Origin of the sequence: Streptomyces milbemycinicus (assembly GCF_002154605.1) — a bacterium.
Taxonomy (GTDB): Bacteria; Actinomycetota; Actinomycetes; order Streptomycetales; family Streptomycetaceae; genus Streptomyces; species Streptomyces milbemycinicus.
This window is the reverse complement of the sequence record NZ_MUNE01000373.1, coordinates 1-15,527: the sequence shown is the minus strand read 5'-3', so window position 1 is coordinate 15,527 and position 15,527 is coordinate 1. Positions and strand designations below refer to the sequence as shown.

General features: G+C 73.5%; 8 protein-coding genes. 5 read left to right on the top strand and 3 right to left on the bottom strand.

What is annotated here, in order from left to right; all coding sequences use genetic code 11:
- Nucleotides 1–364 precede the first annotated feature (364 nt).
- The gene (locus CCN51_RS28645) at nucleotides 365–1,720 is read right to left on the bottom strand and encodes an NAD(P)/FAD-dependent oxidoreductase (protein ID WP_043487357.1); all 1,356 of its coding nucleotides are present in this window, start codon (nucleotides 1,718–1,720) and stop codon (nucleotides 365–367) included.
- Nucleotides 1,721–2,040: 320 nt separating this feature from the next.
- On the opposite strand from CCN51_RS28645, the gene CCN51_RS28640 reads away from it, so the two are divergent.
- Complete coding sequence (locus tag CCN51_RS28640; RefSeq protein WP_043487354.1) at nucleotides 2,041–2,769, top strand: TetR/AcrR family transcriptional regulator; 729 nt, start codon at nucleotides 2,041–2,043, stop codon at nucleotides 2,767–2,769.
- A gap of 51 nt (nucleotides 2,770–2,820) precedes the next feature.
- On the opposite strand, the gene CCN51_RS28635 is transcribed toward CCN51_RS28640, so the two are convergent.
- Together CCN51_RS28635 and CCN51_RS28630 are read right to left on the bottom strand one after the other, a co-directional pair.
- On the bottom strand, nucleotides 2,821–6,921 hold the full coding sequence (locus CCN51_RS28635) for an AfsR/SARP family transcriptional regulator (protein WP_014178361.1): 4,101 nt from the start codon (nucleotides 6,919–6,921) through the stop codon (nucleotides 2,821–2,823).
- Nucleotides 6,922–7,072: 151 nt separating this feature from the next.
- The gene (locus tag CCN51_RS28630; RefSeq protein WP_014178360.1) at nucleotides 7,073–9,181 is read right to left on the bottom strand and encodes an asparagine synthase-related protein; all 2,109 of its coding nucleotides are present in this window, start codon (nucleotides 9,179–9,181) and stop codon (nucleotides 7,073–7,075) included.
- Nucleotides 9,182–10,165: 984 nt separating this feature from the next.
- Between CCN51_RS28630 and CCN51_RS28625 the strand changes: the two genes are divergently transcribed.
- The 4 genes from CCN51_RS28625 to CCN51_RS28610 form a co-directional block, all read left to right on the top strand.
- A complete protein-coding gene (locus CCN51_RS28625; protein WP_014178359.1) occupies nucleotides 10,166–11,599 on the top strand; it encodes an NsdA family TPR-like regulatory protein in 1,434 nt (477 codons plus the stop codon).
- Between the two features lie 310 nt (nucleotides 11,600–11,909).
- Complete coding sequence (gene lhgO / locus CCN51_RS28620; RefSeq protein ID WP_014178358.1) at nucleotides 11,910–13,115, top strand: L-2-hydroxyglutarate oxidase; 1,206 nt, start codon at nucleotides 11,910–11,912, stop codon at nucleotides 13,113–13,115.
- Between the two features lie 304 nt (nucleotides 13,116–13,419).
- Nucleotides 13,420–14,145, top strand: a complete 726-nt coding sequence (gene trmB / locus CCN51_RS28615) for a tRNA (guanosine(46)-N7)-methyltransferase TrmB (protein WP_086013673.1) — start codon at nucleotides 13,420–13,422, stop codon at nucleotides 14,143–14,145.
- A 74-nt stretch (nucleotides 14,146–14,219) separates the two neighbouring features.
- The coding region (locus CCN51_RS28610) for a PrsW family intramembrane metalloprotease (protein WP_211303260.1) at nucleotides 14,220–15,527 on the top strand (1,308 nt) is incomplete at its 3' end.

The following is a 15,527-nucleotide window of genomic DNA, read 5'->3' as shown; positions in this document are numbered from 1 at the left end:
GACGCACCGCCGCCCGGGCCGCCGCGCGGCGCGGTCGGCCCGGGCGGCGGTGCGTCGCTGTGTTCGGGGAAGCCGGGCGCTCCAGCGTGTGAAGTTCACCGGGGGTTACCTCGCGAGGTTGTGGCTGAGCGGCGCGCCGGCGCGGGGGTACGGAAAGGGGTGTGGGTGCGGGGGACGGCCCCCAGGGGAATGCAGCAAACTTCCGAATCCTCGCGATTGTCACTCTTTGCAGGTACGAGCCCACCCATGGTCACACGTCCAGTGTGACCGACCGGACTGACATCCGTGAGACGCCGGTCGGGTGGGGGGAGTTCCCGCCTCCGCTCCAACGGGCCGAACGGGGCCGAACCGGCGTCGGCTGGCGTCAACTGGCCTCGGGATGGCGGCCGGTGTCGGCGGCGAGCTTGAACTCGGCCCGCGGGTTCTCCAGCGACCCGAGCGAGACGATCTCCCGTTTGAAGAGCCCCGACAGGGTCCACTCTGCCAAAACGCGCGCCTTCCGGTTGAACGTCGGCACCCGGCTGAGGTGATAGGCGCGGTGCATGAACCAGGCGGGGTAGCCCTTCAGCTTCCGCCCGTAGACATGGGCGACGCCTTTGTGGAGGCCGAGGGAGGCCACCGAGCCGGCGTATGTGTGCGCGTAGTCCTTCAGCGGCCGGCCGTGCAGGGAGGCGATCAGGTTCTCGGCGAGCACCTTGGACTGGCGCAGCGCGTGCTGGGCGTTGGGCGCGCACTCCTTGCCGGGCTCCTCCGCCGTCACGTCCGGGACCGCCGCGGCGTCGCCCGCGCTCCAGGCGTGCTCCACTCCGTCCACATGGAGGGCGGCAGTGCACTTGAGGCGGCCGTGCGCGTTCACCGGGAGGTCGGTGGAGGCCAGGATGGGGTGCGGTTTGACCCCCGCGGTCCACACCAGGGTGCGGGTGGGGAAGCGCGAGCCGTCGCTCAGCGCCGCGACCCGGTCCACACAGGAGTCGAGGCGGGTCTCCAGCCGTACGTCGATATTGCGGCCGCGCAGCTCGCGGACCGCGTACTTGCCCATCTCCTCCCCGACCTCCGGGAGGATGCGGCCGGTGGCCTCCACCAGGATCCACTTCAGGTCCTCGGGCGCGATGTTGTGGTAGTAGCGGACGGCGTACCGGGCCATGTCCTCAAGCTCGGCGAGCGCCTCGACGCCCGCGTATCCGCCGCCGACGAAGACGAAGGTGAGCGCGGCGTCCCGGACGTCGGGGTCCCGGGTGGAGGAGGCGATGTCCAGCTGCTCCAGGACGTGGTTGCGCAGGCCGATGGCCTCCTCCACGGTCTTGAAGCCGATGCCGTGGTCGACCAGGCCGGGGACCGGGAGGGTGCGGGAGACGGAGCCGGGCGCCAGTACGAGCTCGTCGTAGTGGATCTCCACCGCGCCGGTGCCCTCCTCGGTGGTGGCGAGGGTTTTGATCGTCGCGGTGCGTTTGCCGTGGTTGATCGCCACGGCCTCGCCGATCACGACCTGGCAGCGGGGCAGGATGCGACGCAGCGGCACGACGACATGGCGTGGCGAGATCGATCCGGCCGCGGCCTCCGGGAGGAACGGCTGATAGGTCATGTACGGCTCGGGGTCGACCACGATGACCTGTACGTCGCCTTGCCCCAGCTCCCTCTTCAGCTTCCGCTGGAGGCGCAGCGCGGTGTACATCCCGACGTAGCCACCGCCGACAACGAGAATGCGCGCAGGTTCCTTCACCCTCCCATGAGGCACGCACAGCCGCGGTTTGTCCACAGGCCCGACGAATTGTGTGACCGGCGGTTTCGACGCGCCCCGCCGCGCCCATTCGGTCAAGCGTACGGAAGGTGCGCAGGTCAGTAGGGGGGCGCGGGGTGGTGGGCGGGTGGGGAAGCGCGGACGGGCGGTGCGGTACTCCGAACGGGGGTCGATCTGTCCGGACCTACCCCCTTCTTTCTTGACCGGCGCTCAACTATGTTCGTACTCCGTCGGGGTCGAGACTGCCCCGGCGTTCTGGGCGGGGAGTCTCCGGGGGGAGACGTCATAACCGGGGGATCACTATGCAGCTTCAGGGTTCTCATTGGTCGTCAGCCGTCGCGTCGGCGGACGGTGCCGGCGGCCGGAACACTCCGCTGCGCGTGGACGCGCAGCGCAATCTCGAGCATGTGCTGCGGGCGGCGCGCGAGGTCTTCGGGGAGCTGGGGTACGGCGCTCCCATGGAGGACGTCGCGCGGCGCGCGCGGGTCGGGGTGGGCACCGTCTATCGGCGCTTCCCCAGCAAGGACGTCCTGGTCCGTCGTATAGCCGAGGAGGAGACCGCCCGGCTGACCGACCAGGCGCGCGCTGCCCTCGGCCAGGAAAACGAGCCGTGGTCGGCGCTGGCCCGGTTCCTGCGCACCTCGGTGGCCTCCGGCGCGGGCCGGCTGCTGCCGCCCCAGGTGCTGCGGGTCGGGGTCGAGGTGGAGTCGGATGTCCGGGTGCCGCAGCAGCGGCAGGTGGGGTTAGCCGACCCTCCCCAGCCGGAGCTGCGGCTGGTGGAGCAGCCCAGCCCCGTCGTCCCGGGCGGCCCTGACGACGCGGGCGCCGCGGCGCTGCTGGAGGTCGTCGGGCAGCTGGTGGACCGGGCGCGGGAAGCGGGCGAGCTGCGGCCGGACGTGACGGTGGCCGATGTGCTGCTGGTGATCGCCACGGCGGCGCCCTCGCTGCCGGACGCGGTGCAGCAGGCGGCGGCCTCCGCGCGGCTGCTGGACATCCTCCTGGACGGGCTACGGTCGCGCCCTGCGGGGTGACGCGCGTCCTGGGCCGGGCAGCGGCCGTCCGGGGCTGTGGCAGCGGTCGGGCTAGGCCGCGGTCACGAGTTCGTCGAGCAGGGCGATGACCTGCTCGACGGACAGGCCCGCGCCCTCGGCGCGCAGCGCCTGGGCCGCCTCGCGGCCCAGGGCGCGCTGCGCGGCGGCCTCGGTCTTCTCGGCCTCGCGCAGCAGGAGCGGGGTGCGGTGCAACTCGCCGCGCCAGGCGTCGGCCGCGCCCAGCAGCCGGGCGGCAAGGCGCTCTTCGTCGCAGCCCACCAGGGCATGCGCGGCGGTCTCCGCCTGCTGGGCCAGCAGGAGCTCCGCACAGCCGGTCTCGACGCCCCTGCCCAGGTTGTCGCGCACCTTGCGCAGTGCACCGGGCGCATCGCCCTCGTCGGCGGTGATGCGGGCGTCCATGCCGTCCAGGAGTATCCAGAACTGCGGGGGCGGGGTCGCCTGCTCCCCGATGCGCCGAGCCTCGTCGCACAGCGTCCGCGCCCGGGCCAGATCTCCGCGGTGCAGCTCGATCAGGGAGCGCAGCAAGCGGTTGAAGGACTGTACGTCCCTGGAGCCGCGGTGCGCCGCCTCCTCGTCCGACTGGTCCAGCAGCTTCTCGGCCCGGTCGAGGTCCCTGCCGTTGATCGCCACATCCGCCAGCCGGGTGATGAGGAACGGCGTCTCGGTATGTGCGCCGATCTCCCGTGCGAGCCGCCGCGCCATCTCGTAGGCGGCCCGCGCCTCGTCGAGCCGGGCTCGGCTCGCGGCCATCTCGCCGGCGGCGGTCTCGACCTGGGCGAGCATCCACCGGTCGCCGACCCGTCTGCTCAGCTCCCGCAGCTCCGCCCAGTCCGCCTCGGCGTTCTTCATACCGCCCGAGGAGTCGATGGTTATGTGCGTACGGAACATCAGCGCCACGCCGACCGCCCAGTCGTCGCCGTACGCCCTGCAGTGGGCCACAGCCTCGCTCATCAGCGGGACCGCCCCGGTGTGGCCGTCGATGACGAACCCGGCGAACGGCCACAGCATGCCGGGGAAGCGAGCGGTGCGCGGGCCGGGGTGGCCCATGTAGGCATCGCGGATGCGCAAAGCCGCGGTCACGGCCCCGGGGCTGGTCAGGGTCGGCCCATCAGCGTTGTCGGCGTTCATGAAGAACAGCAGGAGCCGCAGGTCCATCTGGTCCCAGTAGCGCGTGACGGCCGCGTCGACGCCGTCCTGCCCGGGCGGGACCTCCTCGGGGATCGAACCGAGCATGCTGTAGATGTCGTCGCGCCCCATGGAGCCGCTGAGGATCAATGCCTCGCGGGTCCAGGCGATGCCCTCGTCCCGGTAGTTGCGCAGCCACCAGAACCAGCTCATGGCCATGATGAAGTCGGTCGCGGTCTGCTCGTCGCGCGCCTCTAGGGAGCGGTTCAGGGCGGCTCGGATGTTGTCGAGTTCCGTCTCGACGCGGCGCAGCCAGTGAAGCTGCTCCGCGGAGCGCAGCCGTGGCTCGGCGGTGCGGGCGAAGTCGAGGAAGTGGGTGGTGTGGCGGGCCACGGCGGCGGCGTGGTCGGCCCGGGCGGCGGGGTCCTCGACGGCCCGCTCACCGACGTACTCGTGGATCGTCTCCAGCATGCGGTAACGGACCTCGGAGGGGGCCGCGGCGCCGACGGGATCCCCCAGGGCCGGACCCTCCGGGGCCGGGGCTTCTGGGGCGGCCGGGTCCTCTGGGGCCGGGTCCCCTGGGGTCCGGTCGGCCGTCGGGTGGTCGACGACCAGGAGCGACTTGTCGACCAGCGCCCCGAGCAGATCGAGCACATCGCCGGGGGCTATGTGCTCGTGGGGGCGGGCAGGCAGGTCGGTGGCGGGCAGGTCGGTGGCGGGCGGCGCGTCCGCGCACACCGCCTCCGCCGCGCTCAGCCCCCATCCGCCCGCGAACACCGACGCCCGGCGCAGCACCGTGCGCTCACGCTCGTCGAGCAGGTCCCAGGACCAGTCGACGACGGCCCGCAGCGTCTGCTGGCGCGGCAGCAGGGTCCGGCTGCCGCTGGTCAGCAGCCGAAAGCGGTCATCGAGCCGGTCGGCGATCTGCCGCGGCGTCAACAGCCGCAGCCGCGCGGCCGCCAGCTCGATCGCCAGCGGCAAACCGTCCAGCCGACGGCAGATCTCGGCGACCGCGGCCGACGTGTCGGCGTCCCGCGCCGGGTCGAACCCCGGCAGGGTGGCCGCGGCGCGCTCGGCGAACAACTGGTGGGCGGGCGCGGGCCGAAGCGGCTCCACGGGCCGTACGGTCTCGCCCGGCACGCCCAGCGGCTCCCGGCTGGTGGCCAGCACGGTCACCCCCGGGCAGTGCGCGAGCAGCGTCTCGGCGAGCCGCGCCGCGGCGTCTATGACGTGCTCACAGTTGTCGAGCAGGAGCAGCAGGCGGCGGTGGGCGCAGAGCTCGACAAGGCGTGCGGTCGGGTCGGCGCCGTCCGCCGGGCCGATCCGCCCTTCCAGCCCGGTGGCGAGCAGGGACGTCTCACGGTCACCTACAGCGCTCAGGACGGTCCCGGGGACGGCGGCGGGATGGTCGAGCTTGGCGAGCTCGGCGACCCAAACCCCGTCGGGGTAGGCAGTTGTGACGGTTGAGGCGGCCTCCTCGGAGAGCCGGGTCTTGCCGGAGCCGCCCGGGCCGGTGAGCGTGACCAGCCGGGCGCCGCGCAGATCCCCGTGGAGGTCCCCGATCTCGCTCTGCCGCCCGACAAAGCTGGTGAGCCGCGCCCGGAGGTTCCCGCGCGGACGGAAGCCGCCGCCTTGCGGCCCGCCCGGCCCTGGCCCGCCGTTCGACGGCGCGGCCGGGGCGCCGACGAGGGCGGTTCCGGCGCCATGGCCTGCCCCGGCACCGTGCTCCACCCGAACGCCGTCAGCCGTCCCGGCACCAGGGACTCTCCAAGCGCCTGGGGCTGCGTCGGCGCCATGGCCTGCCCCAGTACCGTGAACCGCCTCGACACCAGGGGCCGTCCCGGCGCTATGGACCGTCCTGGCGCTATGGGCCGTCCCAGCGCCCTGGGTGGTCCCAGCACCTTGGGCCGTGTCAGCACCGTGGTCCGTGCCGGCACTGTGGACCACCCCGGAACCGAGGGCCGTCCCGGCGCCGTGAGCCGTCGCGGCACCAGCGGCCCTCTCCGTCCCAAGGGGCGCCTCAGGGTCACGGTCGGCGTGCCCGCCGTCGAGGGCCTGCGCAGCGTGGGCACCCTCATCGTCACGGGCCGCACCGGAAGGGCTGTGGGCGGCGTACGGCGGGCGGGTCGGCTCCAACCCGCGCGTCGCCGCGGGCCCGTACGGCCCCTGCCCAGCCTCGGCGCCAACCCGCAGCCCCCCAGGATGCCGTACGGCCGCGGACCCCGTACCCGCCGAGGGCGGCACGGGCCCACCGGACAGCGGCCCTCCAGAAATCGGCCCCCCGGTCAGCAGCAGCCCATGCAGCGCCTTGAGGTCCGCGCCCGGGTCCGTGCCGAGGTGGTCGGCGAGCGTCCGGCGGACCGCCTCGTACGCGGCGAGCGCGTCGGCCGGGCGGCCCGCCGCGTGCAGCGCGCGGATCAGCTGCGCGTGGAAGGTCTCGTCGAGCGGGTGGTCGATGACGAGTTCGCGCAGCTCCGGTATGACGTCCGCCGCGTGGCCGAGCGTGAGGTCGGCGTCGATACGGCGGTGCAGCGCGGTGAGCCGCAGCGCCTCGGGGCGGGCCGCGGCGGCATCCCGGTCCGGCAGATCGGCCAACGCGGGGCCGCGCCACAGCGCGAGCGCCTGCCGCAGCACGTCGGCCGCCGTTCGTGCGTCACCGACGCCGAGGGCCCGCGTGCCGTGTTTCGCCAGCGCCTCGAAGTGGAGGAGGTCGACGTCCCGGGGGCCGTTGGTGGCGAGGCGGTAGCCCCCGGGCGCGGAGACCACCGCGTCCCGGCCGATGGCCCTGCGCAGACGGCCCACGAGCGCCTGGAGTGCGGCGGGGGCGTCCTGGGGAGGGTCGTGGGTCCACACCTCGTCGATGAGGACGTCCACGGCCACGGGGGCGGGGCGTGCGGCGCGCATGGCGAGCGCGGTGAGCAGCGCGCGGAGACGGGGACCGCCCAGCGGCAGGAGGTTCCCGTTGTCGTCGCGTGCTTCGGCCGAGCCGAGGATCAGATACCGCACGGGGTCATTGTCCTCGCGTCAGCGGTCGGACCATACGAACACGTGGTCAATTGGCGTGCCGTTACCCGGCGCGGGCCGGACTCACGGCCCGAAGACAAACCACAGCACCACACCACACCACACCCGCACCCACAACCACACACCCGCAGCCCTACAGGCTCGGCCGCGGAGCCACTCCACCCGCCACCGCCTGCTGCCGCGGCGCCGCCGTCCCCGTCCAGCAGGTGCCGCGCCGGGCCAGCAGCCGCCGCAGCCAGACCTCCGTGGAGACGAGTTCGGCCAGCCCGTCCAGGGGCAGCCGCTCCCCTTCCGCCGCCGCGCGCAGCGCCTTGCGTACGACGCGGGCCTCCACCAGGCCCGCGTCGGCGAGCAGCGGCGCGTCGAAGAGGTTGACGACCTCGCCGACCCAGGCGCGCAGCCCGGCCCGTACGGCGGCGGCGTGGGCGGCGTGGGAGGTGGCTCCCCAGCCGGGCGGCAGGTCGCGGATGCCCGCTCCGGCGAGGACCGCGCGCAGCGTGGCCGCGCGCGCCCCAGGTTGCACTCGTAGCGCTTCGGGGAGCGCGCGGCAGGCCCGTACGACCTGGTTGTCGAGGAAGGGGGCGTGGAGGCGCTGGCTGCGTACCTCGGCCGCCTGCTCGAACACCCGGTGGTCGGCGGCGTGCCTTGCCAGGGCCGCGTCGGCGCGCCGCTCCCCGGGGCGGCGCAGGGTGACGGGGCGGGCCGCGGCCTGCTCCAGGCGCAGCGACACCTCGGCCAGCGCCTCGCCGGTGAGCCAGCGGGCGGCGGGGCCGGGCCGGCACCAGGCGAGCGCGGCGAGGGAGGCGGAGACGACCCCGGGTCCGGACCTGCCGCCTTCTCGCCCTCCGCTGCCGTCGTCGGTGAAGCGCCGTTCCAGGAGGCGGCTCGCGGCGTCCTCGACGCCGTCCCGGTAGGACGTACGGGCCAGTTTGCGCGCCGCCCGGTAGACCGTGAAGGGCACGAAGAAGGAGTGGCCGGAGGGCCCGTCGGCCTTGGCCAGCGCGGTGGCGGGGCGCAGCAGGTGGCGGCGTCTTCGGTCGAGGAGCAGGTCGGCGAGGCGCGCCGGGTGGGCGTCGAGCGCCTGGCGGGCGCCGTGGCCGACGAAGTGGTCCGCGCTGCCCGCGACAAGCCGGCGGCGGTGGCGTTCGGCGCTGACGATGGAGGGGCCGGGTTCGTCGGTGAGCGGGCCGATGTCCAGGGCGGCGTACGGGAGCGCTTCCTCGCCCGCGGTGACGACGACGTGGTGCAGCCGCGGGTTGGCGGCGATGGTGCCGGCCCGTTCCAGCTCGGCCTCGCGGGCGCGGGCGCCGCCCGCGGTGGCCAGGTCGTTGAAGGTGACGGCGAGGAGGCGTTCGCCCGCTTCGGCGCCGTGGCCGAGGAGGGTGCCGGGCATCCCGGGAAGTCCGGCGGCCAGCAGGGCCAGGGTGGCGGAGGCGCTGCCTCCGGAGAGGTCGGCGCCGATGCCGGGCGCCGGTGCGCCGCGGGCCGCGCGCCGCTCTGCGGGGCCCATGCCGGGGACCGGGCCGGGGTCGAGGTCGCCGCTGGTTTCGGGGGCGTGGCGGGGCGCGGTGAGCCTGGCCCGTACGGCCTCCACGAGGGCGTCCCGCACGCCGTCCACGGCCTGTTCCTGGTCCACTTGGGGCGCGGCGACGGCGAGCGAGGCGGTGGGCTCGTAGCCGACGATGTCGCGGGCCCCGTCGCGCAGGATCAGGGCGTGTCCCGGGGGCACCCGTCTGACGCCCATGTACGGGGTGCCGTCGCCCATCGCCTCCGGGGCGTCGGGGCAGGCCAGGAGCGCGCCGAGGTGTCCGACGTCGAGCTGCGCCTCGATGAGGTCGGCGAGCGGGAGGGCGGCCGTGGCGTATGCGGTGCCGCCGCCCCAGTCCGTGTGGAAGACGGGCCGGGCGCCGGCCAGGTCGCCGACGATGGTGGTGCGGCGGCCGACCTGGGCGACGGCGGTGTAGCTGCCGGACCAGGCGGTGAGGTGGCGCAGGGCGCCGCCGCGGGCGGCGAACAGGCCGACGCGCAGCTCCTCGTCGGAGGCGCCGCAGCAGCCGAAGACGGCGAGTCGGGAGAAGGGGTCGGCCTGGACGACGCGTACCTCGTCGGGCCGCCAGTCGCCGACCGCCCACAGCGGATCGGGGTCCGACCACAGGAGATGGGCGCCGACCGGCTGGACCGCGCGGCCCTGCGAGGGGTCTGGCCCCGATGCGGTACTGCTCCACCCCACCAACCACCGCATCGCGCCTCCACAGGGTGTGGGCAAACAAGGCAACCAAGAAGTAGGTGCCATCATGCACAGCACGTCGACGGTTTCGGCATCGAACCGGACAACTACATGGATCTCCTGGATGTCCTTTGACCGCAGTCGACCACAGGAACAACAGGGTTGATCACAAGACGTGATCCCGCCAAGCGCGGACGCGCACGCGGGAACCGTCGTCGGCGCGACGGACCGCTCCGCCGTGACCCATGCTGCCACGAGAGGGGCGCAAAGGGGCGCGCAAGGGCGCAGAGGCGCCAATTGGGCGCCGGCGAGGGGCGCTTGGAACGAGCTGCACGGAGCCGCACGGAGCCGCACGAGCCGTACGAGTCGTCGGCGCGGGGCGCGGTCGCCGGCGCGAGGCACCTGCGCTGAACGCCGCAGGCACGCCACGGGGAGGACTGCCGCGCCGGGCCTTCCCCTCCCCGGCCCGGCGCGGGAGCCCGGCCGTGATCAGCACCACACAGGGCCGCGGCGGGTGTCGACCGGCGATATTCAGCCAAACTTCCGTGGCGCTCTTGATCGGCTTACGGAAGCCTCGCGGTGGTTTGCGACCGCCTTGCGCCGGCCTGGCGGCGGCCGCGACGGCAGCCCGGCGGGAAGTCCTCACCCCGCACGACACCTGACGGTACGTCAGTCCGGGAGGCGGCATCCGCCTCCCGGACCGCTCCGCCACCCGCGGGGAATGAGGCGGCGGCGTCCCCCAGCCCACTGATTCCGTACAGCGGGCCGACCCACGCAGGATCCATCGAAACGTTCCCGCGAACCCTGAGACAGAGCGCACGGACAGGCGCACAGCCACACACAGCAGGAGCACACACCCCGCTCCGCACGTCCGTTCGTACAAGAATCTCGCCATCCGGGACACCACCTCTTAACGGTCGGGATGCGGCGAACTACGCTGGGTTTACGAATGCCCCGCGCCTATGCCGGGGCGGCCGTCGGTGCTGTCGAGGGGTACGCATGACCAGGGAGCCACGCGGGCCGAACGAGAAGCTCGGCACCGTTCTCGCCCTCGCGGGGATCAGCAATGCCGGGCTGGCGCGGAGAGTCAACGACCTCGGAGCCCAGCGTGGCCTGACGCTTCGCTATGACAAGACGTCCGTGGCCCGCTGGGTCTCGAAGGGCATGGTGCCCCAAGGCGCCGCGCCCCATCTGATTGCGGCCGCGATCGGGAGCAAACTCGGGCGGCCCGTACCACTCCATGAGATCGGGCTCGCCGACGCCGATCCGGCGCCCGAGGTCGGCCTCGCCTTCCCGCGCGACATCGGCCAGGCCGTGCGCTCGGCGACCGAGCTCTACCGGCTGGATCTGGCGGGCCGGCGCGGTGGCGGCGGGATCTGGCAGAGTCTGGCCGGATCCTTCGCGGTCAGCGCATATGCCACGCCCGCGTCCCGCTGGCTGATAACCCCGGCCGACCCGTCGGTCGCGCGCGAGCCCAAGGACGCCGAGGGCAGCGTGGGCCTGGACGGTTTACCGCAGCGCGTCGGGCACAGCGACGTCACCAAGCTGCGCGAGGCCGCCGAGGACGCGCGCCGCTGGGACTCCAAGTACGGCGGCGGCGACTGGCGTTCGTCGATGGTGCCCGAGTGCCTACGGGTCGACGCGGCGCCCCTGCTGCTCGGCTCGTACAGCGACGAGGTCGGCCGCTCCCTGTTCGGCGCCACCGCCGAACTAACCCGGCTCGCCGGGTGGATGGCCTTCGACACCGGCCAGCAGGAGGCCGCCCAGCGCTACTACATCCAGGCGCTGCGCCTCTCGCGTGCCGCGGCCGACGTCCCCCTGGGCGGCTATGTGCTGGCCTCCATGAGCCTGCAGGCCACCTATAGGGGCTTCGCCGACGAAGGCGTGGACCTGGCCCAGGCCGCCGTCGAGCGCAACCGCGGCCTGGCCACCGCCCGCACCATGAGCTTCTTCCGCCTCGTCGAGGCCCGCGCCCAGGCCAAGGCCGGGGACGGACCGGCCTGCGGCGCGGCGCTCAAGTCCGCCGAGGGCTGGCTCGAGCGGTCCCGTTCGGGCGATCCGGACCCGTCCTGGCTGGACTTCTACTCGCATGAGCGGTTCGCTGCCGACGCCGCCGAGTGCTACCGCGACCTGCGACTGCCGCGCCAGGTACGGCGGTTCACGGAGCAGGCGCTGGCCCGGCCCACCGAGGAGTTCGTCCGCTCCCACGGGCTGCGGCTCGTCGTGTCCGCCGTGGCCGAACTGGAGTCCGGCAATCTGGACGCGGCGTGCGCGGCGGGCGCCCGTGCCGTGGAGGTCGCCAATCGAATATCGTCCGCGCGCACCACCGAGTACGTACGGGACCTGATGCACCGCCTGGAGGCCTACCGCGACGAGCCGCGGGTCGCCGAACTGAGGGAGCGGGCGCGGCCGCTGCTGATGGCGCCGGCGTGACACCTGATGGCGGCGGCGTGACGGGCGTGACGCACGATGACGGCGGCGTGACAGGGGTGACGCCTGATGGGGGCGGCGTGACGGGCGTGACGCACGATGAGGACGGCGTGACGGGCCGGACGGCTGACGGCTCCGGCCCGGCCGCCTGATCACTCGATGGCGAGGCGGAGCAAGCGATCATCCGCCGTGATCGTTTGGTGTCGGCGGAGTGGCGGGGGACGGGGGTTTCGGATGGCTGTCAGTGGCGCGGGTCATGATAGTCATCGAGTTGGGTGAGTGGATTGTGCGCGGTGTGGGGAGGTGAGGTGACGTGAGGGCGCTGGACTGCGATGTGCTGGTGGTCGGGGGCGGGATCGTCGGCCTGTCGACGGCGTATGCGATCACGCGCGCCTCGCCCGGCACCCGGGTGACCGTCCTGGAGAAGGAAGCCGGCCCCGCCTGCCACCAGACGGGGCGGAACAGCGGCGTGATCCACAGCGGCATCTACTACCGCCCCGGGTCGCTGAAGGCGCGGTTCGCGGCCCAGGGCGCGGCGGAGATGGTCAAGTTCTGCGCCGAGCACGGCATCGCCCATGAGGTGACCGGCAAGCTCATCGTGGCGACGGAGCGGGCGGAGCTGCCCCGGCTGCACGCCCTGGTCCAGCGCGGCCGGGAGAACGGAATCCCGGTCCGCGAGCTCGGCCCCACCCAGCTCGCCGAGCACGAGCCGTGGGTGCGCGGCCTGGCCGCCATCCATGTGGGCACGACGGGCATCTGCGACTTCAAGGCCGTGGCGGCCCAGCTGGCCCGCCTCGCGCGCGACGCCGGGGCGTCGGTGCGATACGGGGCGGGGGTGACCGCCATCGGGCGGCGCCCGTCGGCGGTCGCGGTCCGTACGGACGACGGGACGGTGCTGCGGGCCCGGGCCCTGGTCAACTGCGCCGGCCTGCACTGCGACCGGATCGCCCGGCTGGCGGGCGACGACCCCGGCATGCGGATCGTCCCCTTCCGCGGCGAGTACTACGAGCTGGTCCCCTCGCGCGCCTCCCTCGTGCGCGGCCTGGTCTACCCCGTCCCCGACCCGGCCTTCCCCTTCCTCGGCGTCCATCTGACCCGCGGCGTCGACGGCTCTGTCCACATCGGGCCCAACGCGGTGCCGGCCCTCGCCCGCGAGGGCTACACGTGGCACACGGTCCGCCCGCGCGAGCTGGCCGGGACGCTGGCGTACCCCGGCTCCTGGCGGATAGCCCGCCGCCACTGGCGTTACGGCGCGGGCGAGCTGCGCCGCTCGCTGTCCAAGGGCGCCTTCACCGACGCCGTCCGCCGGCTGCTGCCGGATGTCACGGCCGACGACCTGATACCGGCCCCGGCGGGCGTGCGCGCCCAGGCGGTGCTGCCCGACGGCACGCTGGTGGACGACTTCCTGATCAAGGAGTCCCCCCGCGTCGTCCATGTGCTGAACGCGCCCTCGCCGGCGGCGACGGCGTCGCTGCCGATCGGGCGGGAGGTCGCGAGGCGGGTGCTGGAGCGGATGTGAGGCGGGGCCTGGGCGCTGCTGCCCGGGCACGGGCACGTCGGGCACGGGCACATCGGGCACGGGCACATCGGGCACGGGCACATCGGGCACGGGCATGAGGGGCCCAGGCATGAGGGGCCCGGGCGCTGCTGCCTGGGCCCGTAGAATCAAAGCACTGTGTCCGAGAACCACACCGCCGAAACCTCCACGGCCAAAGACCCCACCGGCAGCCCCACATCACCCGCTCCCCGCCCCGAGCGGGGAGCTGGTGCTGTGGGCGTCCCGGTCCCCTCACCCGTCCCCGCGCGACCGTCGCGCCGAGCCGATGTTCCCGGGCGGCCCGCTGGCCGACCCCGCCGGCTCGCATCACGAGCGGCGGATCCGCTCGTTCCGCCCCCGTCGCGGCCGGGTGACCTTGGGCCAGGGCGAGGCGCTGCGCCGCCTGTGGGGCCAGTGGGGCCTGGATATCGACGGCCTCTCGCGTATCGACCTCGGCGAGCTGTTCGGCGACCCGGACCTGCCCGTCGTCCTGGAGATCGGCTTCGGCATGGGCGAGGCCACTGCCCAGATGGCGGCCGCCGACCCCGGCACCGGCATATTGGCCGCCGATGTCCACACCCCCGGCCAGGGCAATCTGCTCGCTCTCGCCGAGCGGAAAAACCTTTCCAACATCCGGGTGGCGAACGGCGACGCGATCATCCTGCTGCGCGAAATGCTGGAGCCCGCCTCCCTCGCCGGGCTGCGCGTCTACTTCCCTGACCCCTGGCCCAAGAAGCGCCACCACAAGCGCCGCCTCATCCAGCCCGAGTTCATCGCCCTCGCCGCCACCCGGCTGCGCCCCGGCGCGCTGCTGCACTGCGCGACCGACTGGGAGCCGTACGCCGAGCAGATGCTCGAGGTCCTCACCGCCGACCCGCACTTCGAGAACGCCCAGCCCGACGGCGGCTACAGCCCGCGCCCGGACTTCCGCCCGCTGACCAAGTTCGAGGGACAGGGCCTGGAGAAGGGCCATGTCGTCCACGATCTGATCTTCCGCCGCAGCGAGACATAGCGCACACATAGCGCCCTTTGGCGCCTGGGCATAATCCTGCGGTCCGCCATTCCGCCGTTCGTTAGGGTCGTCAGGTGCACCAGTCCCCGCCCCCGCACCAGCAGCCCGGCCCCCCGGCCACGGCATACGGACAGCAGCCGTGGACCGGCCCCACGTCCGCGCCGCCGGCCGGAGCCGACTGGCCACACCCGCCGGGCCCCGGCCCATGGGGCGGCCGACTGAGCGCACTGTGGGCCAACAAGTCCCTGCGCGCCACGGCGCTGATCGTCCTGCTCTCCCTCTCCGGGCTGATCATCCTGGCCCTGGTCCGCCAGCAGACCGGCACCGAGGGCTTCCTGGTGGGCCTGGGCCTGGCCATCCTGCCCGTACCGCTGCTGATCGCCGCGTTCCGCTGGATGGACCGCATCGAACCCGAACCCTGGCGGAACCTGATCTTCGCCTTCGCCTGGGGAGCGTGCGCGGCGACCCTCGTCGCCCTCATCGCGAACGGCTTCGCCACCGAGTGGCTCATGACCACCGTCGCCGACTCCTCCTCCAGCCAGGCCGACGCCGACACCTGGGGCGCCACCCTGGTCGCCCCCGTCGTCGAAGAGAGCGCCAAGGCCGCCGCCGTACTGCTCCTCTTCCTCTTCCGGCGCCGCGACTTCAACGGAATCGTCGACGGCGTCGTCATCGCCGGAATCACCGCCACCGGCTTCGCCTTCACCGAGAACATCCTCTACCTCGGCACGGCCTTCGTCAGCGACCAGGAATTCGGCTACTCCGGCATCCGCTCCACCACCGCCGCGACCTTCTTCATCCGCGCGGTGATGTCCCCCTTCGCCCACCCCTTCTTCACCGCCGCCACCGGCATCGGCTTCGGCATAGCCGCCGCGGCCGCCCAGCACCAGCGAGCGCGCCGCGTCCTCGTCCCCCTCGCCGCCCTGCTCGGCGCCATGGTCCTGCACGGCCTCTGGAACGGCTCCGCCACCTTCGGCGGCTACGGCTTCCTCGCCGTCTACGCCCTCTTCATGGTCCCCGTCTTCGGCCTGCTGACCTGGCTGACCATCTGGTCCCGCAACAACCAGCTGCGCACCATACGCACCCAGCTCACCACCTACCAGGCCGCCGGCTGGTTCACCCCACCCGAGCCCATCGCCCTCTCCTCCATGCGCGCCCGCGGCATAGCCCGCGACCTCGCCCGCCGCACCCAGGGCCCGGCCGCAGCCCGTATCGTCGCCGACTACACCGCGACCGCCACCTCACTCGCCTTCCTCCGCCACCGCGCCTACCTCGGCACGGCGGGCCCCGACTTCACCACCCGCGAACGCGAGCTACTGGACCAGCTCTGGCAACACCGCGAAACCGCCCAACCGGCCCTGGCCCACGCCGCCCTCTCCGTC

Bases quoted from the DNA above. Each gene is read 5' to 3' on its own strand.
- CCN51_RS28625 (WP_014178359.1), top strand. From the start codon at position 10,166: ATGACCAGGGAGCCACGCGGGCCGAACGAGAAGCTCGGCACCGTTCTC.
- CCN51_RS28630 (WP_014178360.1), bottom strand. From the start codon at position 9,181: ATGCGGTGGTTGGTGGGGTGGAGCAGTACCGCATCGGGGCCAGACCCC.
- CCN51_RS28640 (WP_043487354.1), top strand. From the start codon at position 2,041: ATGCAGCTTCAGGGTTCTCATTGGTCGTCAGCCGTCGCGTCGGCGGAC.
- trmB (WP_086013673.1), top strand. From the start codon at position 13,420: ATGTTCCCGGGCGGCCCGCTGGCCGACCCCGCCGGCTCGCATCACGAG.